Consider the following 19,977-nt stretch of genomic DNA (forward strand, 5'->3'; position numbering starts at 1 on the left):
TCCTCCTTTTGCTATTTGGCATATTGTTTAGTGAAAGGTGGCCAGAACGGCGTCAAGCCGTTTGACAATTTCGACAATCTCTTCTTCCGTAGCCGTAAGAGAAGGTCTCACTTTGACCACATTGCCGTAACCATAACGGGAACCTCTGAGGATCAGCTGCTGTTCGGCAAAAGCACGATCGATAATCCCATTGCACTTGACTGTGTCCGGGGCATCGCCCTCGCCGACAATTTCCAGTCCCCACATCAGTCCGACACCGCGAGCCTCCCCGATGCAATCGTGCTTATCAGCCAGTTCGGTCAACAGGGTGCCAAGCAGTTTTCCTTTGAACCTTACATCCTCCAAAAAACCGGGCTCGGACACAACCTCTAGGGTGGATTTGGCAGCCGTGACCGAGATCAGATTGCTGCCCGAGGTGAATGAGTGTTCGTGTTTTTCCAGAACATTAAGCCTGGACTGCATCAATACCGCTGCAACCGGAATACCGATACCGCCCAGTCCCTTGGCAAGGGTAATGATATCCGGCTGGATATCAAAGAGCTCGCTTGCAAACATGTAGCCTGTCCGTCCAATCCCGGTCTGCACTTCATCAGCGATCAGAATCAGCCCGTACTCATTGCACAGCTGACGGAGCTGCTTGAAATATTTTGCTGGCGGGATGATATTGCCGCCGTTGCCCAGGACAGGTTCAATAATCATGCAGGCCACAGAGCCCGAGCTTGCATATTCGATGGCATCCGATATGGCTTCAACGCATTGACAGCCACACTTGTCAGGCGAAGAATTAAACGGACAGCGATAACAATAGGGAGCGGGCACATGAAGGGAGTTTGGCGCAGCCGAGTTGGGAAATTTCCTCCGCCGGAAGGCGTTGCCGGATATGCCTGTTGCGAACTGGGTCTGTCCATGATGAGATAGATACAGGCTAATGATATCGGTTGCTCCGGTATACTTCTGGGCCAGTTTTACAGCACATTCGTTCGCTGTGGAGCCGGTAATATCTCTCATCCATCCGGCGTCAATGCCATTCGGCGTATACTGGATCAGATGATCGAGGACTTCCTCCACGTAAGGCTCGGTAAAAGTTGAGGACATGTGTGCAAGATTGGCTACTTGTTCCTGTACTTTGGTAACGACATGAGGGTGATTATAACCGAGCGACAGATTAAAGGTGCCGGATACACCATCCAAATACTCCTTGCCTGAATCGTCAATCAGAGTAATGCCTTTTCCGTATCTGAAACGTTCTTTGGTTAAGGTATGCACAAACTTTCCCTCCATTTCAGAATTTACATTTCACTCTAAGCACAGTTCTCTCTAAACTCTAAGTTCGCCTTATAAAGTACAGTCCTGTTGCAGTATGATGCGCAGGCCTCACCTCCCCTAACAATAAAGTCATCTCTCATCCTTCCTTGCCCTGATGCTCAAGAGAGCCAGCAATCCGGCTACTATTGCCGTTCCACAGATGCGAGAGAATAACCGACAATAACAAAATCAGATTAAAACTCCCCAAAATCCAGAGGGTAGCCGTTACTGGCCATTCGCTCATACTGCAACCGATTACATATTGAAGCACGGAACCGCCAATGCCTCCCGAAGCGATCAAAATACTGGTGGTGCGCTCGGTCATTCCCGGAATCAGTTCGTTCGCATAAACGAGGGCGATACAGAAGAGCCCGGACATGAATAGCCCTGTACCGAAAATCAGAAGGTATGTAGCCCACTCGCTGGATACAAACGCCATGGCAGCCAGAAAGCAGAAGGTTCCGATTGCGCTCCATAACAGATAAGGAATATATCCTGATGACTCAGCAAGCTTTCCTGAGAACATGCGGCCGATGATCATTGCAATCCATAGTATGCTGACACCGAGCGACGCCACGGATTCCCGAAGCTGCGCTGTCTCTATCAAAATTGAAGGCAGGAAGTTCATGAGCCCCAGTTCAAGTCCCATATAAACAAAGAAGAATACAATGAAGATCCTGAGCAACAAACGCTGTTTTCCCGAGTACCGGGCTTGTTCGACAGAACGCTCAGAGGTTCGGATATCTGCCTGGGTAAGATGTGAAGAGGAGGAAGCAGGCATGGCAAGCCAGAACAGCGCGAGGATAAACGTCAGAAGGGAAATGGAGTAGAAGGTTATATGCCACATTCCAAGCCAGATATAAAGGCTTACTAGCGCCGGAATGAGCAGCGCACCAAGTGCAAAATAGACATCCAGCTTGGACATGGCTACGGCTTTCTGCTCCTCGGTGAACTCAATCGTGAACGCTCCGATGGACGATTCAATGATTCCTGAACCGAAGCCAATCCAGATGGCCATCACGACGACCCAGGTCCATGAAGGCATTAAGCCCAGGACGATACATGCTGCCGCGATACTGCCCAAGGCAATGGTTAGCATCGACTTGCGGCCGATATGCAGAGTCATAAAAGGGGAGAGCAGAACGCCGGCAAGAAACCCCAAAAACTGCAGGAACAAGAGTAATCCACCATCACTGTAGCCACGTCCATAGTGAGACAGCAGAACGGGTAGTAATGCTCCAAGAATCACACTGGTAACACCGATTAACAGATAGAAAGCACAACTTAAAGCGAATAGTCTCTTCAAGGCTTGTCCCTCCATGAGGTTGTATTTTTTTATGAATGCTGTTTTTTTACTATAATATACCATTTTTATGGAAATATATATATAATTTTATAAAAAATGTAAAAATTCGTCCGTATATTATTCTGTTGTCCTTCTTGGATACAGATAAAATTTATATTGGAATGACCAATATCACTTGGTGGCAAGTTTTACAATTCGAAGCAGTAAGCGTAATATATAAAATATTGATCTTTAATTCTTATTCGCTTAATTTCCGTCAAGGAAAGCGGGGGAACCAATTATTGATGTATGCTTAGGGTCAGCATATGTCAATGGGGTGAATCCTGATGACTGATCAGGTAGGGCGACTCTCACCGTCCGAATCCGGCAGCTAACCTCGTAAGCGTTGATTTCGAGGGAGGGTTGTGAACTGGTGATAATAACACAGGTCCCGAGCCCTGTGTTTTTTTGTTTTGCCTGTAATGACTAAACAACTTAGGAAAGATTCTTTTCGGTTCAATAATTAGGTCATTTACAGGGTAATCTACAAATAAAAATTGGCGGTGACTACAGTGTTTGCTTTATTGAAAAGATTTTTGATCGGAAGGCCATTAAAATCCACGGAATTAGGTGAGCAGAAACTAAATAAAACCAAAGCGCTTGCCATTCTTTCTTCAGATGCATTATCTTCAGTGGCATACGGTCCTGAACAGATTTTATTGGTCTTGATCACAATTAGTGCTGCGGCGTTTTGGTATTCTATTCCGATCGCAATCGGAGTATTGATTTTGTTAGCGGCGCTTATTTTATCTTACAGGCAGATTATCTACGCCTACCCTCAAGGCGGGGGAGCTTATGTCGTCTCCAAGGAAAATCTGGGCAAGTTTCCTGGATTAATCGCCGGAGGCTCGCTGTTGGTGGATTATATTTTAACGGTAGCGGTCAGTGTCTCTGCGGGGACGGATGCCATCACGTCGGCTTTTCCAAGTTTACATGCCTATACGGTAATCATTGCGGTTGCATTTGTCATACTCATTACGATCTTGAACTTGAGAGGTGTAACCGAGTCGGCTTCCATCTTAGCGTACCCGGTTTATTTATTCGTTTTAGCGTTATTTATATTAATTGGCGTCGGAATTTACAATACATTAACTGGAAAAGTATCACCTGAGCTGCATTCACCTATAGGAACGCCAGTGGCGGGAATCAGTTTATTTCTGCTTCTTAGAGCGTTTGCCTCCGGGAGTTCTGCTTTAACCGGGGTTGAAGCCATCTCGAACGCCATTCCGAACTTTAAAGACCCTGCTCCTAAAAATGCTGCAAAAACGTTAATGTCCATGGGAGCTCTACTTGCTCTTTTATTTTCCGGGATCGTATTTTTGGCCTATTATTATGGAATTAGTCCTCAGGCAGATGTCACTGTCGTTTCGCAAATTGCTGAACAGACATTCGGACGAAACTTTATGTACTATTTCATACAAGGAACTACAGCCTTGATATTAATCCTTGCTGCTAATACCGGGTACTCCGCTTTCCCTTTGCTTGCAGTAAATCTTGCCAAGGATAAATATATCCCTAGAATGTTTACAGTCAGAGGAGACCGGTTAGGCTATTCCAATGGTATTATCATTCTTGGGCTTTTGTCGATCCTCTTGATCATTGTTTTTAAAGGCCAAACCGAGCATCTCATCCCCCTATATGCTGTAGGGGTGTTTATTCCCTTTACTCTCTCTCAGACAGGAATGATAGTGAAATGGCTTCGGGAAAAGCCCAAAGGATGGATCACAAAGTTAATTATTAACACTACTGGCGCACTGATAAGCTTTATTGTGGCGATCATGTTCTTTTTAACCAAATTCACACAGGTTTGGTCCGTATTGATCTTCCTGCCGCTTATTGTCCTGCTGTTTCATCGAATTAAAAAGCATTACGAAGCGATTGCTGACCAGCTCAGGCTGGCATCCAGTATGCCGGATGTACCTATTGAAGGAAATGTGATTATTCTTCCTGTAGCCGGTATCACCCATGTGGTTGAGAACTCATTAAAGTACGCCAAATCGCTTTCTCCACATCAAATCATCGCCGTTTATGTTCCATTTGAAAGAGAAGATGAAGCGGCGTTTGAAGAAAAATGGACGAAATGGCAGCCTGACGTCAGACTGGTGACTTTATACTCTCCTTATAGAAGCATCATTCAGCCGCTGAGTAAATTTATTGACACCGTTGAGCGCAAGGCAAGCGAATCAAATTATCGGGTTACGGTAGTTATTCCGCAGTTTATTCCCAAGAAGAGCTGGCATAACTTCCTTCATAACCAATCAAGTTTACTGATTCGCGCACATTTGCTGTATCGAAAGAATGTGATAATCTCTACGGTACCGTTCCACTTAAAGAAATAGGTCACCTAAAGCCAATCGCTTAGATAAAAACACACATGACCCGCAAGGCGGCCACTTTTTTTCAAAGTGTCCATCCTGCGGGTCATGTTTCAGAACTCTGTCTTTTCTAAGGCTTATACATAAAGAGAGCTTCCTTCGCTTATCCGTTCACAGCACGAAATGCAAAAATGCATCCCGCTTCGCCTGTAAAAGATTCCGATAAATTCCCAGACGATTGGGAACCGCTTTCAATTCCAGTGACTTCACGTTATCTGTTCTGCGGACGATGACTAAGCATCAGCTCCTGGGTGGTCATGTACAGCGGAAGCGGAGGCAATTCCTTCAAATACCGGTCCTGCATCAGTATTCTGTAATCGACTTCCTGCTCTACCGATCCGGGCAGGATTGGAACCTTGCCGGTTTCATTCACGTAATCGTCAACCGCGAGCTGGACAAGATCCAGATAATAAGGAATGTCCTTGTCGGCTTCTTCAAATATTTCAAACGTTTCTCTGGATAAATAAAATTTCTTCTTGCTCTTCCCGCCCAAATACCGCTTCAGTCTGCTCGTATCAAGGCTTCCATCGGATCTGACAAGCGTCAACCGGTTAATCGCCCCCGGCATATCATCTTCGTATTGCAAAACGGCTTTCCGCACTTGCTCAAGGCTAACATCGACGGGTTCATTCATGTTGTGTTTCTTGTTCCAAAACAGCATGACTGCCAAACCTCCTTCGCCAAACTGTAATCGAAAACGCTTACACTATTATTATAGCCGATTTGCTTGATATGGATCCTGCCTCTGATAAAGCTTCATATAATTTTCACATTTTGCGAGTTTTTACCGAAGATTCTGCCATGAAGTCCACATCGTCTGCGGATTCAATTCGTATATCCCGTTCTCCCTATACATAAACTGATGCATGATAAGCTCTCTTCTTAAGGTGGCGTAATCCTCGTGATAACGTTTAATAAATTCGTTGATTTCCTTCTCCTCATATTTACGGCCCGGTTCCAGCTGCTGTGCGAAATATTCCAGCACGATCACCTTCTTCTTGAGCTGGGACGGGATTTGCTTCAGGCGGCCATCCTTGGCAAAAAAGTTGGACAGTACCGATTTTCTCATCGTCTCGTTCTTAGTAAGCACTGCCGAATCCTCCATAGGATCCCCTTCCTTTCGATTTAAAATAGCATTGACTGAAGCTAAAGCTCCATTTTCGATAAAATAACGATCCAGGGAAAAATACACCGTGTTCTTCTCGCGCCGCTCCTTGATCAGGGCGGCCTCGCGAAGCTTTGCCGCATGGTGGGTAATCGTCGGCTGGGACAGATGAAGCAGTTCGGCCAGCTCCTGGCCGCTTCTCTCCTGCTTCGAGAGCAGCATCAGCATTCTGAGCCGCGTGGGATCTCCCATTGCCTTATGGTAAGCAACCATCTTATCTAGCTGCATGTTTTACCTCCGCACTAAATTAGATTATTATCTAATTAGATTATATTCAAATCGAATTTCCATGTCAACTTCTGCTCGTGCTGTTTGAAAATGTTCTGCAATACGATAGAATAATTACACGATCTTTTTCATGAATGATTGTTTGCAGTCAGGTTTAGTACAAGGAGGATTCTTAACATGGAAGACGTTATTATTATCGGGGCAGGGCCGTGCGGACTGTCCGCTGCGATTGAATGCCAGAAATACGGATTGTCGGCATTGATTATTGAGAAGCACAACATTGTTCATTCCATCTATCTTTATCCGGTCAATATGCAGTTCTTCAGTACGGCCGAGCTGCTTCAGATTGGCGATATTCCTTTCGCCTCTCCGAACGATAAGCCATTCCGGCACGAAGCCCTCGTTTATTACCGCAAAGTCGCGGAGCACTATGGGCTGCGCATCGATACATACGAAGAAGCGGTATCCATTCAGAAAGAGGAAGACGGAACGTTCCGGATCAAAACCCGGCGCAGGCACGGCGAGGAACGGGAACATAAAGCCCGGAACGTCGTGGTTTCGTCCGGTTATTTCGATCACCCCAACATGCTGGGCATTCCCGGCGAGGAATCGGATAAGGTTACCCATTATTTCCGCGAGGCCCATCCTTACGCCGGCATGCAGGTTGCCGTTATCGGCGGCAGCAACTCTGCGGTGGATGCAGCCATGGAGCTGGAGCGGGTAGGCGCGAAGATTACGGTCGTGTACCGGGGGGATGACTTGTCCGGCAACATTAAGCCTTGGGTGAGGCCGCTGTTCGACAGCCTCGTTACGAAAGGGCGGATTACAACCCGTACCCGCTCCCGCATCGTTGAGATTAAGCCCGACCATATAGTTGTGGAATCGCTGGATAACGGCAGCTTAAGTCTGCTGCCCAACGATTTTGTCGTTGCCATGACCGGTTTCCGTCCTGACCGTGGACTGTTGTCCGCAGCCGGAATCGCCATGTCCGAGGATATGGATAAGCCTGTGTTCAATCCGGAGACGATGGAAACGAATGTGCCCGGCCTGTATGTAGCGGGTGTGGTGGCTTCCGGACGTAATGCCAATGAAGTATTCATCGAGACTGGCCGGGGACATGGTCTTCTTATCGCCAATCATATCAAGTCTAAAGACGGCGGCCAAGAAGAGCCTGCAACCATTCGCGAGGTTCCCCATGGCTCAAGTTGACGTCACGTCTCTTCTGCTGCTCCTGCTGGTGGCGCTCGGCATTTTCAGCAGCAACATGCCGGTTACCGTAGCGGTTCTGCTTCTGCTTCTGCTCAGAGTGACCCGTTTGCAAGCGGCGTTTCCCTTTCTGGAAAAATACGGCCTTACGCTCGGCATCCTCATTCTAACCGTCGGCGTAATGACCCCTTTGGCAAGCGGCAAAATACCTGTCGAGACGTTATGGCAGTCCTTCCTCAACTGGAAGTCGCTGCTTGCCATCGCCGTCGGTATTCTCGTCGCTTATCTCGGAGGGCGCGGCGCCACTCTGATGACGGGCCAGCCTACCGTAGTGGCCGGCTTGCTTATCGGCACGATCATCGGCGTCGCGTTCTTCAAAGGCGTCCCCGTCGGTCCGCTGATCGCTGCAGGAATACTGTCGCTGTTTCTCGGACGGGGCTGAAATGAATAAGGCCGCGGGGCAAGCATCCATTTGCTTTTGCTGCCCGGCGGCCTTTTATACTGTAAGCTGCTGTCATACCCTCATAGGATGTACAGCGGCTTTTAGTCTGCCACTTCTGTCAGAGACAGTTCCGCCTCGTGATCTTCTTCTTTGGCGGGACTGAGGTTTTGGATGTTATACAGCCGCGCATAAATCCCCTGCCGCTCCATCAGCTCCTCATGGGTGCCCGCTTCCGCAATGATCCCATGATCCATGACGTAGATCCGGTCGGCATGCGTAATCGTCGATAACCGGTGGGCCACTATAAGCGTGGTACGGCTCTGCGACAGCCTTTGCAACGACTGCTGGATCAAGCTTTCCGACTCCAGATCCAGCGCAGACGTCGCCTCATCCAAAATGAGCACCGGCGGATTTTTCAGAAACACGCGGGCGATAGCGATACGCTGCTTCTGTCCGCCCGAGAGCTTCACGCCCCGCTCCCCAACTTCGGTATCATATCCGTTTGCGAGCTGCATGATGAAATCGTGCGCGTTAGCTTCCTTCGCCGCCGCGATCACCTCTTCATCGCTTGCTCCCGGCCTTCCAAACAAAATATTGTCGCGCACGCTGCCGCTGAACAGGAAATTCTCCTGCAACACCATGCCGATGCCGCTGCGAAGGCTGTGCATCGTCAGCTTTCGCACATCGGTCCCTCCAACGGAAACCTTGCCCTTCTGAATATCGTAAAACCTGGGGATCAAGCCGACCAGAGAAGACTTGCCGCCGCCGCTCATGCCGACGAAAGCAACCGTCTGTCCCGATTCAATCTCCATGGATATATTTTTAAGCACCCAATCCCGATTTTCCTGATATCTGAACCAAACTTCCTCAAAAGAAATGGCGGTAGGTCCACCTTTAAGCTCGGCAGCTTCAGGAGCGTCCTTCATATCGTACGGCTGCTGCAGCAGCTCAAGCACCCGCTCCCAGGAGGCCGACGCCTGGGTCAAAATCGTGGAAGAGTTGATCAGCCGCTTGAGCGGCGCATAGAGCCGGTCCAAATAACCGAAAAAGGCGACAAAAGTGCCCAGTGTCAAATTTCCTTGAATGACATGATAGCCCCCGTATCCGATGACAAGCAGCGGGGCGATATCCGTAAGCGTGTTAATAATGGCAAAAGTCCAGGCATTCCACCGGCTTTGGGCCAGCGCCCTGTTCAGGTACTTACCGTTGATCTCCTTGAAACGTTCTTCTTCGTGCCGCTCAAGCGCAAAGCTGCGGATAATCGAGATGCCCTGCATCCGTTCATGCAAATAGGCCTGAATGCCGGCCAGCGCTGCCGAACGATCCTTGGTCAGCTTCTTCAACCGCTTGTATAGCAGATTGACCGAGAGCGCGTATAGCGGCATGATCGAGATCGAAACAAGCGTTAGAACCGGGTCCAGATAAAACATAAATCCGAGCACAAAGACAAGTGTGAACAGATCAAGCCAAACGTTCATCAGCCCGACTTCCACGATGTTCTTCGTCTGTTCGGAATCGTTGATGAAACGGGAGATAATTTCTCCGACCTTCGTGTTCTGGTAATAGCGAAGCGACAGCCGCTGCAGGTGATCATAAAGCTTGCTGCGGAGATCGAATAATATTTTTGCGGTAATAAACTGGGCAAAAAACTGCCGGAAATATTCAACCGGTCCTCTAATAATTACAAACAGCAACATCGCCGCTCCCAGCGCGAGGCTAAGCCCCTGAATCTTCTCGGATACGGTGAGCTGGCCGTTCATCAGCAGATCGTCGACCACGTATTTGAGGAGGAGCGGCAGCAAAGACGGAATGCCGAATTTAAGCAGTCCGATCGCCAGCGTAACTCCAATCCATTTCCAGTAAGGTTTGACAAAGACAAGATAAGCTTTAAATGGTTTCAATTGAGGCGCACATCCCTTGTATGTTATACTCCTTAATAATGTTCCAGTTTTTCGTCTTCGGGAAAGATCCGGTTAAAATTGCAATCGCTTTAGGAGGGTAACCATGACACGCCGATTTGTCATTGAAGCTGTAATGGTCGCGATATACGGTGAACTTTTGGCGCCTTCCGGCCCTGTAGAATATATTGTGCCTTACAACACGATTATGGAGCTCTATGAATTCAGAAGCAGTTCTGAACCTTTGATGAACGATCCGGATGACGACCATCACGTCAAGAATAAGATTAACGAACTTATCGCTTATATGGAGGAGCCGCTGAACCGAAAACGGCTTGGGAAAACCCTGATCATGCCCTGGGGAAAAACCGCCTCCATCCTGCTGGACGATCATATTACGTGGACGGTCGTCAATGCGGTCGACAATGAGCAGTACGGAGAATACCTGGACCCGATTGAAACGGAAATCGTACTGACCGCCCAGAAAGAGAATGCCCCGATTCTCACCGACCAGTTCGAGCTGATTCGGCGCATCATTGAAGCCGAGGTTCCCGTTCAGGTGTTTGATATCCAGGACTTCGATTTTGCTATGGAATACAATGTATTCAGCTAGCTTCCGATCCTTTGCCCTAGCGCACTTTCGTTCAAGACAAAAGCCCGCCTCCCTGCGGGCTTTTTCCTTTATCCAATGCTTAACCGTTCAAGAGTTCTTGTTCGCCTACTGAACGTATTCATAACGAATATCGTCGGTTTCTTGGTCATACACGACTTTCAGATCATATCCTTCAAGATACCATAAGTCCTGTTCTTCCATGTAGAAGGTAATTCCTTTTACGACTGTTGAAACTCCGGGCGTTTTCGGCTCCTGAACGTCTATGCCAAGCGAAAATCCGGGGTGAATATGTCCGCCCGCGCTGTAACGCGCATAGAAGCGGACCGCCTCGCCTTCCGCAAGATTCAATTCTTTCTTATACCATTCAGCCGCATCTTCGGCAACATGAATCATGATGTTCAACTCCTTCTTTTCGAGGCTTAACGAATCAGAACTGCAGGCAGTTCCTAGTTTCATGTATCCTATTTTAGCCGAAGTGAATGCGAAATGACAAACAGGCAATTTTAATTATAATCAAATTTGCGTTTGACAATCTGGAAAAAACGGTGATAGAATTCTCTGTGTTACGAAATATTTTCAAAAATTCCCAATGAGAAAGGGTGCGCACGATGTTCGCAATGTTTAAGTTTATGACCGGTTATGCATACGATCCGGCAAGTTCAGCCCAATCGAATATCGAAGCAATCCCTTCAGCAAGCACAGAAACTGTCCGCTGATTTCCCCGGGAACGGGCAGAAGATCGGCGGTTTCATACGCGGATGCGGATTGCTTCATTGAATCGTTATCCGGCATATTCCTTTGATGATACCTAAGGGCATATCGTTTTCGGGCGATATGTCCTTTTTGCCGTTAACCTGCTTCTTCTGCCATGACGTAATGCACAAAAATTCCATGAAACGGAAAAAGACACAAAGGAGGGAACGAAATATGTTCTCGGTTCTCAAAAATTTAGGCTGGTTCTTCAGAAGGGAGAAGCAGCGATACGCGATCGGATTGATTGTTCTGATCGCTGCGGGCTTCCTTGAATTGGCCCCACCCAGGCTGCTTGGCAGCGCGATTGATGAAATTGTGGTTGGTTCCATCACGTGGAGCTCGCTGTCCATGTACATTCTGTCCATCACGGGTCTGCTCGTGCTGATCTATCTGATCACCTACGTATGGATGCACAAATTGTTTGGAGGCTCCAATCTGGTGGAGCGTCTGCTGCGTACGCGTTTTATGAACCATCTCCTGCGCATGACTCCTCCCTTCTTCGAACGGAGCCGTACAGGGGACCTGATGGCCCGGGCCACAAACGATTTGCGGTCTGTGGCGATGACCGTCGGCTTCGGCATGCTGACCTTGACCGACTCTACCGTCTTTTTAGCGGTGATTTTTGTGGCGATGGCCTCGCTGATCAGCTGGAAGCTTACCCTCGCCGCGATCATACCGCTTCCGTTCATCGCGCTGGCAATGAAAGTTTACGGCAAAATTATTCATGAGCGGTATACGGTAGCCCAGGATGCGTTCGGGGACATGAACGATCAGGTGCTTGAATCGGTAGCCGGAATCAGAGTCATTCGCGCTTATGTGCAGGAACGGAACGATGAGCGCCGGTTCGAGCAAATTACTAACGATGTGTACAAGAAAAATTTGGCCGTAGCCAAAGTGGATGCCTTCTTCGAGCCGACCATCCGGCTTTGCGTTGGGCTTAGTTATGTCATCAGCCTAACTTACGGCATGTATCTGGTGTTTCACAATGAGCTCACCCTGGGAAGTCTCGTATCGTTCAATATGTACCTCGGGATGATGATCTGGCCGATGTTCGCCATCGGCGAACTGATCAATATTATGCAGCGTGGCGGCGCTTCTCTGGATCGTGTCAACGAGACGCTGAATGTTGAGCCGGATGTGCAGGATTCGGCCATGCCGGTGAAAGTCGGCTTGCCGGACAGCATTGAATTCAAGGATGTTACCTTCCGCTATCCGACCTCCAATATGAACAATCTGGAGCATATCCGCTTGAGACTGGCGCGCGGCGAAACCCTGGGGGTTGTCGGAAGAACCGGGGCTGGCAAGTCCACGCTGCTGAAGCAGCTGCTTCATGAATATCCATTCGGCACAGGAGAGCTGCTCATCTCCGGCGTTCCAGCCGGGGAGATCGCCAAGAACGAGCTTCACTCCTGGATGGGCTATGTGCCGCAGGAACAAATTCTGTTCTCCAAAACCGTCCGGCAAAATATCCAGTATGGACGTCCTAATGCAGATGATACGCTCATTATGGAAGCCATCCGCACAGCCGCCTTCGAGAACGACTTGCACACGCTGTCTGACGGGCTGGATACGCTGGTCGGCGAAAAAGGCGTCGCCTTGTCCGGCGGACAAAAACAGCGCGTATCGCTGGCAAGAGCCTTTATCGCGGATCCGGAAATTTTGATCTTGGACGACGCGCTGTCAGCCGTCGACGCAAGAACCGAAGCGCGCATTATCGAGAATATCCGAAGCAAGCGCTCCGGCAAAACGACTCTCATCGCAACGCACCGCCTTTCCGCCATCCAGCACGCCGATCATATCGTCGTGCTGGAGAAAGGGCGGATTATCGAAGAGGGAACGCACGAAAGTCTGCTGGCGCAGGGGGGCTGGTACCGCGAGCAGTACGAACGCCAGCAGGTCGAATCCAACCTGACGGACTAAAGAGATAAAGAGGTGTACCAATCATGAAAACCCAAACAGGCAAAGCGCTGTTCAAATATGCTTTAACCGCCAAAAGCACATTCATTTTGGCGCTAGTCATGCTGGCGATCGGCGTTGCCGCCGATTTGGCCGGCCCGTTCATTGCGCGCAGCATGATCGACAATCATATGCTCGCCATCGAAAGGCCTTTCTTTGAAACCACGCGGGCATCCAAAGACGCCGTCAGCTATAACGGCCATTATTACAAGCGGGAGGACCGGTTTGCTCCCGGTGAAGCCAAGGGCAGCGAAGTCCGCGTTATTCAGGTGGGCCGCCCGTTTTATTTCGTCAATGCTGCAGTCCAGGATACGTCCGGCGCCCGCAGCATAGAGAACGGTATTCTTACCATTACACGCGGCAGCCAAACGATGCAATATCCTGCCGAGAAGCTGTCGGCAGGAGAACTATTCGCCTTTTACAAACCGGAAATTCCCGGTCTTTCCAAGCTGATCTTGATGTACTTCGCCTTCCTGGTCATAGCGATCGTCATGGAATTCGGCAAGACGTACTGGCTGCAGTCCTCCGCCAACAAAGTTATCCAAAAGCTGCGCATCGATGTCTATGCGCATATCCAGAGACTACCGGTCAATTTCTTCGACAATTTGCCGGCAGGCAAGGTCGTCTCCCGGGTAACCAATGACACGGAAGCGGTAAAAGACCTGTTTATCGCAGTACTTTCCAATTTTTTCTCGGGGATCATCAATATGCTGGGCGTCTTCGTCGCCCTCTTCCTGCTTGACTTCCGGCTAGGACTGATCTGTTTGTTCATCATACCGGTCATTTTCTTGTGGGTGGTGCTGTACCGGAAGTTTGCAACAAAATACAATACCGTCATCCGGTCCCGGCTGAGCGAGATCAACGCGATGATCAATGAATCGATCCAGGGGATGTCCATCATCCGGATCTTCCGCCGCCAGGAGCAGACCAGCGCGGAATTTGAAGCCTTGAACGACGACTACATGAAGCACCAGAACAAAATGCTCAATCTGAACGCGCTCACCTCGCACAATCTGGTCAATGTGCTGCGGAGCCTGTCTTTTGCCATTGTGCTGTGGTACTTCGGAGGAAGCTATCTGTCGGGAACAGGCATTATCTCGCTCGGTGTGCTCTATGCCTTCGTCGACGTGCTGAGCCGTTTGTTCCAGCCGCTGACAGGCATGGTCAACCAGCTCGCTGCCCTGGATTCGTCCATGGTATCGGCCGGCCGCGTATTCCACCTGATGGATGAACCGGGAGAACCCGTTACTGACGGCTCTATGCCCCGCTATAAAGGGAATGTCGAGTTCAAGGACGTATCCTTTGCGTACAAAAAAGATTATGTGCTGAAAAACATCAGCTTCTCAGCCAAGCAGGGCGAGACCGTGGCCCTTGTCGGTCACACCGGCTCCGGAAAAAGCTCGATCATCAACCTGCTGTTCCGTTTCTACGACCCGCAAAAGGGCACCATCAGCATTGATGGCCAGCAAGTAAAGGACTTGCCGAAACAGTGGATTCGCCAGCATATGGGCATCGTGCTGCAGGACCCGTATCTGTTCACCGGTACGATCGCCAGCAATGTCAGTCTTGGCGACGAACGGATTTCCCGCGAGAAGGTGGAACAGGCGCTCAAAGACGTTGGCGCCGACCGCATTCTCGCCCATTTGCCCGGCGGTCTCGACGAGCCCGTCGTCGAAAAGGGCAGCACGCTTTCGGCCGGAGAACGCCAGCTGATCTCATTCGCCCGAGCTCTGGCTTTTGACCCGGCGATTCTGATTCTTGACGAAGCAACGGCGAACATTGATACGGAAACCGAGGCGCTGATCCAATCCGCCCTCGAGGTGCTGAAGAAAGGACGCACGACTTTTATCATTGCGCACCGCCTTTCTACCATCCGCAGCGCCGACCAGATTCTCGTTCTGCACCGCGGCGAAATCGTAGAACGCGGTACGCACGATGAACTGTTGGCTTTGGGAGGAAGGTACTATCAAATGTACCGTCTGCAGGGCGGAGCCGCCGAATCGCCGTCTTCAGCCGCTCCGGTGCAAGCCTCTGGCATTTAGAATCTATCTTGATCTTCTTACACAAAAAGCCGCCCTCCCGGATTGATCCGGTGAGGCGGCTCTTTGCTTTCACTTCATCCGCTTACCTTCCCGCCAAATCCTTAATTCGTGCCATTCGCTCCGGCTCGTTGGACATAAGCCAAGTATCCTCCGTAAAACGATCATAACAGCGGGAGAAAAAATGCCGCGCCTCCTCGTTTCTGTCCAGCTGCAGCAAGCATTCGGCCAGCTCCTCATACACATATCCGCTCGGCTCCCCGTCTGCTTTCGTTTCGGCCAGCAGTTTCTGCTGAATCGCGAATGCCTCCTCCAGATTTCCGGCTTCAACCTGTGCCCAACCGATGTTATTAAATAGCGATCCCAACCACCGCTTGGCTTTAGGCTTTTCCTCGGCATAAGCAAGTGCTTTCAGATTCCATTCCATCCGCTTGTCCGGCTTGGATTCAGCAATCCCCAGCATATGCGCTGCATCAACGGCGTAGTGTCAATAATTCCGCTATGTATCCCGTATCTCCGGCAGGCTCGTATTCTTCAAGCAGCTTTACGATTTTTCGTTCGGTTTCACCCGGATGATCATAGTCCCACAAATCGTCAATACGAACCATTACGCACTCTCCATCTCTCTTAAATATTTATGCGGCAGACATGTGCCTGCATACTTCGGCGCAATGGCGGCATGCTTCGGCGCATTGCTTGCAATGATTATGCTCATGCTTTACGCATTCCTCGGCGCACCTATCGCATGCTTTGGCGCAAAGCTCGCAAATTTCCCTGGCCAGCCGGGTATCTCGCGACAACGCTTCAGCGGTGAACATGCAGATTTGCGCACATTCGCGATCATACCGAATGCATTCCCTTAGCATGGCCAAATCGTATTCTTTCAGGCTGGATATATAACAATAGTTGCAGGCATTCATACATTCCAGACAAGTTTCTATACATTCCCGATATGGATTCTGATTCATGGTGTTTACCTCCTACAAGCCTCGATATCAGTAGTGATTGAACCGCTGGTATCCAGCATTATGTAATTACCATGCATTTGGCCCGTTGAATCAAAATGAAAGTACAGCCTTTACAAACGGTACAGGCCAGTTGAGCTTATAACTTATAGCGCCCCGCTTCTGCGCGTCTCCAAAACGCGCAGTTTCTCTTTAAGCGCCTGCTTGTCAAAATGCTCGCCGATGAATACAACGACGTCCGGCACTTCGCCCTGCGGCGTTATTTTCATAAAATCAGGCTGCCTAAAAGCATATTGAAACAGATAGCGGCTGCGGGTATCGGAAAAGGTAAGTATCCCTTTGGCCCTGTAGACATCGCGCGGCAGCTCCGCAATCAATTGTTCAAATTGGACGCTGTCAACAGGGGCCTGCAAGTAATGGGTGTAGGCCATCACATGCTCATGCGAATCATGCATATGCCCGGAATGCTCGTGGTTGCAGCTGCAATGAGGGCCGTGATCATGGTCGTGGTTATGGCCGTGGCAATGACCATGCTCGTGTTCGTGATCATGCTCATGCTCGTGATTCTGCCCGTCGCGGCCATGATGCCCCTGCTGGTCTTCCCCAGCCGGACCAGGCACTGCGTCTGCGCCTTCCGCAGATAGGATGACTTCCAGGCTCACATCACATTTTACGGCAGGAATCTTTAAGGCATAGGGATTGGATCTTTCGAGAAGCTGCACCAGTTCTTCAACCTTTCCGCCTTCCAGGCGGTCAACCTTGTTCATAATCAGGATCGAAGCGCAGCGGATTTGCTCCTGCATAAGCCGGAATGTCTTCCCCTGCTGGGACTTAAGCAGTTCGAGCAGGTACGGGGAGTCCACAACCGTGATCACAGGTTTGATATCCAGTTTCATATATAATGCCGCTTCGGTCACCGAATCCAAAATTTCCAACGGATTGGCGGCCCCGGTAGCTTCAATTACGATAACATCAGGGTGCTCGTTCGTGATCAGGTTGGCAAGCTGAGTGCTCAGATCGCCCCGAATTGAGCAGCAAATGCACCCGCCCAGCATTTCAGCCATCGGCACTTCCTGCCGGATCAGCAGCCCTTCCAGATTGATCTCTCCAAGCTCATTCATAATGACAGCAGGGCGCGCGCCTCTATTTTTCCAGTAATTCAGCATTCGGCCTAATAGCGTCGTTTTCCCGCTGCCTAAAAATCCGGACAATATGTAGACCGGTATCGCCTTTTCCTCAGCATTAAGCAAGAATCGTTCCCCCTTTTCAAAAAAAGCAAAAACACCATTATGACAGCGAGTGTACTATAACGATGGATGATGTGCAACAAATGGCAATCCCTTTGCGGTATGGTAAAATGGTTTTCAGATGATTCTTTTGTCAAAAAGAAAGAAGTGGGGATGAGAACAATGAGATCCGTAGATCAGCACAAAAGCGAGGCTCCCAAGTCCGTAGCCTGTCAGATCATTACCGTTTCGGATACCCGGACTGCCGATAATGACACAAGTGGAAAGCTCATGGAAAGCCTGCTGAAAGCGCACGGATATGAAGTCATTGATTACCGTATCGTAAAAGACGAATATGACGAGCTTCGCAACTTGCTGCATGAATCGGCCGAGAACAGCCGGATTGAAGCCGTTCTCCTGAACGGGGGCACCGGAATTGCCCAGCGCGACACTACCTATGAAGCCGTCATTAGCTTGCTCAGCAAGGAGCTTCCCGGCTTTGGCGAAATTTTTCGCTTTTTGAGCTTTACGGAAGATATCGGTTCCGCAGCTATACTCAGCAGAGCCGTTGCCGGGGTGATCGGTAGAACGGCCGTCTTCTCCATGCCCGGCTCCACCGGTGCGGTCAAGCTCGCCATGGAACGCATCATTCTTCCGGAGCTCAGACATGTGATGCGCGAAATTTACAAGTGATGATTCCGCAGCGGCCGTTCCCGCGGCCTTCCCAACCAAAACAAAAAGCGCCTTTTAGGAAAATCAGTTCCCGGGCGCTTTTTCGTTCGCTTGATTTGTTTACTTTTACCGGACCGCTGGACCGCTATTTCAGCACTTGATCAAATATGTTTTCCAGCTTGTCACTGTATTTTCCTTTTTCGCTGCCGCTGGAGACATAAACCAGAGCCGTTCTTCCAGCCGTACGAATGAGGGGGGAACGGCTGTCTTTGTCCGTCCCGTACAAGCCCCGGATTTTGGCTATTCGCGTACTCTCCCTGTTGTACCGGTATACAATCACATAATGGTGAGAATCGCCATTGATGTAGTAGCTGGTGCTTAAGTTTCCGTCCAGATCTTCCGTATTGATCTCATGCGTCAAGCGGATATCTTGTTCGGCGCAATCCATGCGAAGTTCTTTAAGCATTTCCGCACTTGAAGTCCCTCCGTAAAATTCGCTGGCGGTAAAGATTCCTTCATTCAACTTCGCTTCTGCTCCCTCAAGCGTTGTTGCGGAAGAGGAATCTGCATAACCGCATCCCGCTGCAGTCAGCATGAGAACCGTTGCCGTCAGCCATTTTAGCGGCAGATGCTTGCTCATGACAAACCCTTCCTCTCAAAATAACTCCCCGTTCCAGCCGGAACGGGGCCTGTAAAGTCAGTTTGTCATTTTATGGATGGTTATATACACGGTTATTCAAAATCCTGGGCAAGCTTGATCACCTGACGCCCTACCGCCTTTCCGGCAAGGACAATCTTCAAAGCTTCTGGAAGCTCGGCAAGGGGATGAATGGTTATCGCTTCGGAAAGTGCCGCCTCCGGCTTCCAGGCTCCGGCCAGCTTCTCCCATAGCTGCCGGCGCAGCGGCATCGGGCAATAAACGGAATCAATCCCGAACAGATTCACGCCGCGCAAAATAAACGGAAATACGCTTGTTTCAAGCTTTCCTCCTCCGGTCATGCCGGAAAGGGCCGCGCTTCCGCCGTATTTCACGTTTTTCAGCAGTCCGGCGGTGAAGCTCCCGCCGACCGGATCAACGACGCCGGCCCACAGCTGCTGGCCGAGCGCTCCCTTGCCGGCGCCGGCGGCGAGCTCTTCGCGGCTCGCGATTTCAGCGGCGCCCAGCCGGCGCAGCAGCTCGGCTTCGCCGGGCTTGCCCGTGCCGGCCGTCACTTTGAAGCCGAGCCGGGCCAGGATCGCCACGGCCATGCTGCCGACGCCGCCCGTTGCGCCGGCCACGAGCACCGGGCCGCTTTCAGGCGTAAGGCCGCCTGCAAGGAGCCGCTCTACGGACAGAGCGGCGGTGAAGCCGGCGGTTCCGATCGCCATCGCCTCAAGCGGCGTCAGCCCGGCCGGCAGCGGAACGAGCCAGTCGCCCGGCACGCTGGCGTACTCGGCATATCCGCCGGGATGCGACACGCCAAGCCCGTATCCGGTGCAGAGCACCCGGTCACCGGGCTTGAAGCGCTCGTCTGCGGATTCGGCTACAATACCCGCCAGATCAATGCCCGGCGTGAACGGATACTGGTTTACAATTTTCCCATCAGGAAGACTGGCCAATCCGTCCTTGTAATTCACCCCGGAATACAATACGCGGAGCAGCACCCCGCCCGCAGGAAGCACATCCGGCGAGACCGTCTCGACATTTGCCCGGAATCCCTGCTCATCTTGATGCAGCCGAAAGGCTTGAAAATCTGAAATCATCAACATTTACCCCCTAGTATCCTGGTTCTCCGTCCTCTTCTGACCC

The 19,977-nt window shown here is 50.3% G+C and carries 20 protein-coding genes and 1 riboswitch; of the genes, 7 read left to right on the plus strand and 13 right to left on the minus strand.

Annotated elements, in window-relative coordinates; genetic code table 11:
- Window positions 1-27: 27 nt before the first annotated feature.
- Together K7397_RS08145 and K7397_RS08150 are read right to left on the minus strand one after the other, a co-directional pair.
- A complete protein-coding gene (locus tag K7397_RS08145; RefSeq protein ID WP_223067446.1) occupies window positions 28-1,266 on the minus strand; it encodes an aspartate aminotransferase family protein in 1,239 nt (412 codons plus the stop codon).
- 136 nt (window positions 1,267-1,402) lie between these two features.
- Window positions 1,403-2,611: an MFS transporter gene (locus tag K7397_RS08150; RefSeq protein ID WP_223067447.1), complete on the minus strand. Its 1,209-nt coding sequence runs from the start codon at window positions 2,609-2,611 to the stop codon at window positions 1,403-1,405.
- Window positions 2,612-2,844: 233 nt separating this feature from the next.
- A riboswitch (cyclic di-AMP (ydaO/yuaA leader) is annotated at window positions 2,845-3,012 on the plus strand.
- A 150-nt stretch (window positions 3,013-3,162) separates the two neighbouring features.
- On the opposite strand from K7397_RS08150, the gene K7397_RS08155 reads away from it, so the two are divergent.
- Entirely contained in the window at window positions 3,163-4,989 is a 1,827-nt protein-coding gene (locus K7397_RS08155; RefSeq protein WP_223067448.1) for an APC family permease, read from the plus strand.
- 247 nt (window positions 4,990-5,236) lie between these two features.
- On the opposite strand, the gene K7397_RS08160 is transcribed toward K7397_RS08155, so the two are convergent.
- Together K7397_RS08160 and K7397_RS08165 are read right to left on the minus strand one after the other, a co-directional pair.
- Window positions 5,237-5,686 carry a DUF3939 domain-containing protein gene (locus K7397_RS08160; protein WP_223067449.1) on the minus strand — a complete coding sequence of 150 codons (450 nt, stop codon included), beginning with the start codon at window positions 5,684-5,686 and terminating at the stop codon, window positions 5,237-5,239.
- Window positions 5,687-5,809: 123 nt separating this feature from the next.
- Window positions 5,810-6,418 carry a DUF2087 domain-containing protein gene (locus K7397_RS08165; RefSeq protein WP_223067450.1) on the minus strand — a complete coding sequence of 203 codons (609 nt, stop codon included), beginning with the start codon at window positions 6,416-6,418 and terminating at the stop codon, window positions 5,810-5,812.
- Window positions 6,419-6,595: 177 nt separating this feature from the next.
- On the opposite strand from K7397_RS08165, the gene K7397_RS08170 reads away from it, so the two are divergent.
- Both K7397_RS08170 and K7397_RS08175 read left to right on the plus strand, forming a co-directional pair.
- A complete protein-coding gene (locus K7397_RS08170; protein ID WP_223067451.1) occupies window positions 6,596-7,627 on the plus strand; it encodes a YpdA family putative bacillithiol disulfide reductase in 1,032 nt (343 codons plus the stop codon).
- Window positions 7,614-8,066, plus strand: a complete 453-nt coding sequence (locus tag K7397_RS08175) for a DUF441 domain-containing protein (protein WP_223067452.1) — start codon at window positions 7,614-7,616, stop codon at window positions 8,064-8,066. Before K7397_RS08170 ends, K7397_RS08175 begins: the two co-directional genes overlap by 14 nt.
- A 101-nt stretch (window positions 8,067-8,167) precedes the next feature.
- Here the strand turns inward: K7397_RS08175 and K7397_RS08180 are convergent, their stop codons facing one another.
- The gene (locus K7397_RS08180) at window positions 8,168-9,967 is read right to left on the minus strand and encodes an ABC transporter ATP-binding protein (RefSeq protein ID WP_223067453.1); all 1,800 of its coding nucleotides are present in this window, start codon (window positions 9,965-9,967) and stop codon (window positions 8,168-8,170) included.
- A 103-nt stretch (window positions 9,968-10,070) separates the two neighbouring features.
- Between K7397_RS08180 and K7397_RS08185 the strand changes: the two genes are divergently transcribed.
- Entirely contained in the window at window positions 10,071-10,577 is a 507-nt protein-coding gene (locus tag K7397_RS08185) for an ADP-heptose synthase (protein ID WP_223067454.1), read from the plus strand.
- 105 nt (window positions 10,578-10,682) lie between these two features.
- On the opposite strand, the gene K7397_RS08190 is transcribed toward K7397_RS08185, so the two are convergent.
- The gene (locus tag K7397_RS08190; RefSeq protein ID WP_237690766.1) at window positions 10,683-10,970 is read right to left on the minus strand and encodes a HesB/YadR/YfhF family protein; all 288 of its coding nucleotides are present in this window, start codon (window positions 10,968-10,970) and stop codon (window positions 10,683-10,685) included.
- 234 nt (window positions 10,971-11,204) lie between these two features.
- The gene (locus K7397_RS08195) at window positions 11,205-11,351 is read right to left on the minus strand and encodes a hypothetical protein (protein ID WP_223067455.1); all 147 of its coding nucleotides are present in this window, start codon (window positions 11,349-11,351) and stop codon (window positions 11,205-11,207) included.
- Window positions 11,352-11,504: 153 nt separating this feature from the next.
- Between K7397_RS08195 and K7397_RS08200 the strand changes: the two genes are divergently transcribed.
- Together K7397_RS08200 and K7397_RS08205 are read left to right on the plus strand one after the other, a co-directional pair.
- Window positions 11,505-13,250, plus strand: coding sequence for an ABC transporter ATP-binding protein (locus K7397_RS08200; RefSeq protein ID WP_223067456.1), 1,746 nt, complete (start codon window positions 11,505-11,507; stop codon window positions 13,248-13,250).
- A 23-nt stretch (window positions 13,251-13,273) separates the two neighbouring features.
- Window positions 13,274-15,328 carry an ABC transporter ATP-binding protein gene (locus tag K7397_RS08205; protein WP_223067457.1) on the plus strand — a complete coding sequence of 685 codons (2,055 nt, stop codon included), beginning with the start codon at window positions 13,274-13,276 and terminating at the stop codon, window positions 15,326-15,328.
- 82 nt (window positions 15,329-15,410) lie between these two features.
- Here K7397_RS08205 and K7397_RS08210 read toward each other — a convergent pair whose 3' ends face one another.
- The 4 genes from K7397_RS08210 to K7397_RS08220 form a co-directional block, all read right to left on the minus strand.
- Window positions 15,411-15,788, minus strand: coding sequence for a hypothetical protein (locus K7397_RS08210; protein WP_223067458.1), 378 nt, complete (start codon window positions 15,786-15,788; stop codon window positions 15,411-15,413).
- Window positions 15,789-15,798: 10 nt separating this feature from the next.
- The gene (locus K7397_RS21825; RefSeq protein WP_273545587.1) at window positions 15,799-15,933 is read right to left on the minus strand and encodes a hypothetical protein; all 135 of its coding nucleotides are present in this window, start codon (window positions 15,931-15,933) and stop codon (window positions 15,799-15,801) included.
- Between the two features lie 27 nt (window positions 15,934-15,960).
- Window positions 15,961-16,293, minus strand: a complete 333-nt coding sequence (locus tag K7397_RS08215) for a four-helix bundle copper-binding protein (RefSeq protein ID WP_223067459.1) — start codon at window positions 16,291-16,293, stop codon at window positions 15,961-15,963.
- A 143-nt stretch (window positions 16,294-16,436) separates the two neighbouring features.
- Window positions 16,437-17,540, minus strand: coding sequence for a CobW family GTP-binding protein (locus K7397_RS08220; protein WP_237690767.1), 1,104 nt, complete (start codon window positions 17,538-17,540; stop codon window positions 16,437-16,439).
- Between the two features lie 159 nt (window positions 17,541-17,699).
- Between K7397_RS08220 and K7397_RS08225 the strand changes: the two genes are divergently transcribed.
- The gene (locus K7397_RS08225) at window positions 17,700-18,209 is read left to right on the plus strand and encodes a MogA/MoaB family molybdenum cofactor biosynthesis protein (protein ID WP_223067480.1); all 510 of its coding nucleotides are present in this window, start codon (window positions 17,700-17,702) and stop codon (window positions 18,207-18,209) included.
- Between the two features lie 124 nt (window positions 18,210-18,333).
- Here K7397_RS08225 and K7397_RS08230 read toward each other — a convergent pair whose 3' ends face one another.
- Together K7397_RS08230 and K7397_RS08235 are read right to left on the minus strand one after the other, a co-directional pair.
- Complete coding sequence (locus K7397_RS08230; RefSeq protein WP_223067460.1) at window positions 18,334-18,828, minus strand: hypothetical protein; 495 nt, start codon at window positions 18,826-18,828, stop codon at window positions 18,334-18,336.
- 92 nt (window positions 18,829-18,920) lie between these two features.
- The gene (locus K7397_RS08235) at window positions 18,921-19,931 is read right to left on the minus strand and encodes an acrylyl-CoA reductase family protein (RefSeq protein WP_223067461.1); all 1,011 of its coding nucleotides are present in this window, start codon (window positions 19,929-19,931) and stop codon (window positions 18,921-18,923) included.
- Window positions 19,932-19,977: the final 46 nt, after the last annotated feature.

This window comes from Paenibacillus caui, assembly GCF_019904135.1.
Lineage (GTDB): Bacteria > Bacillota > Bacilli > Paenibacillales > Paenibacillaceae > Fontibacillus > Fontibacillus caui.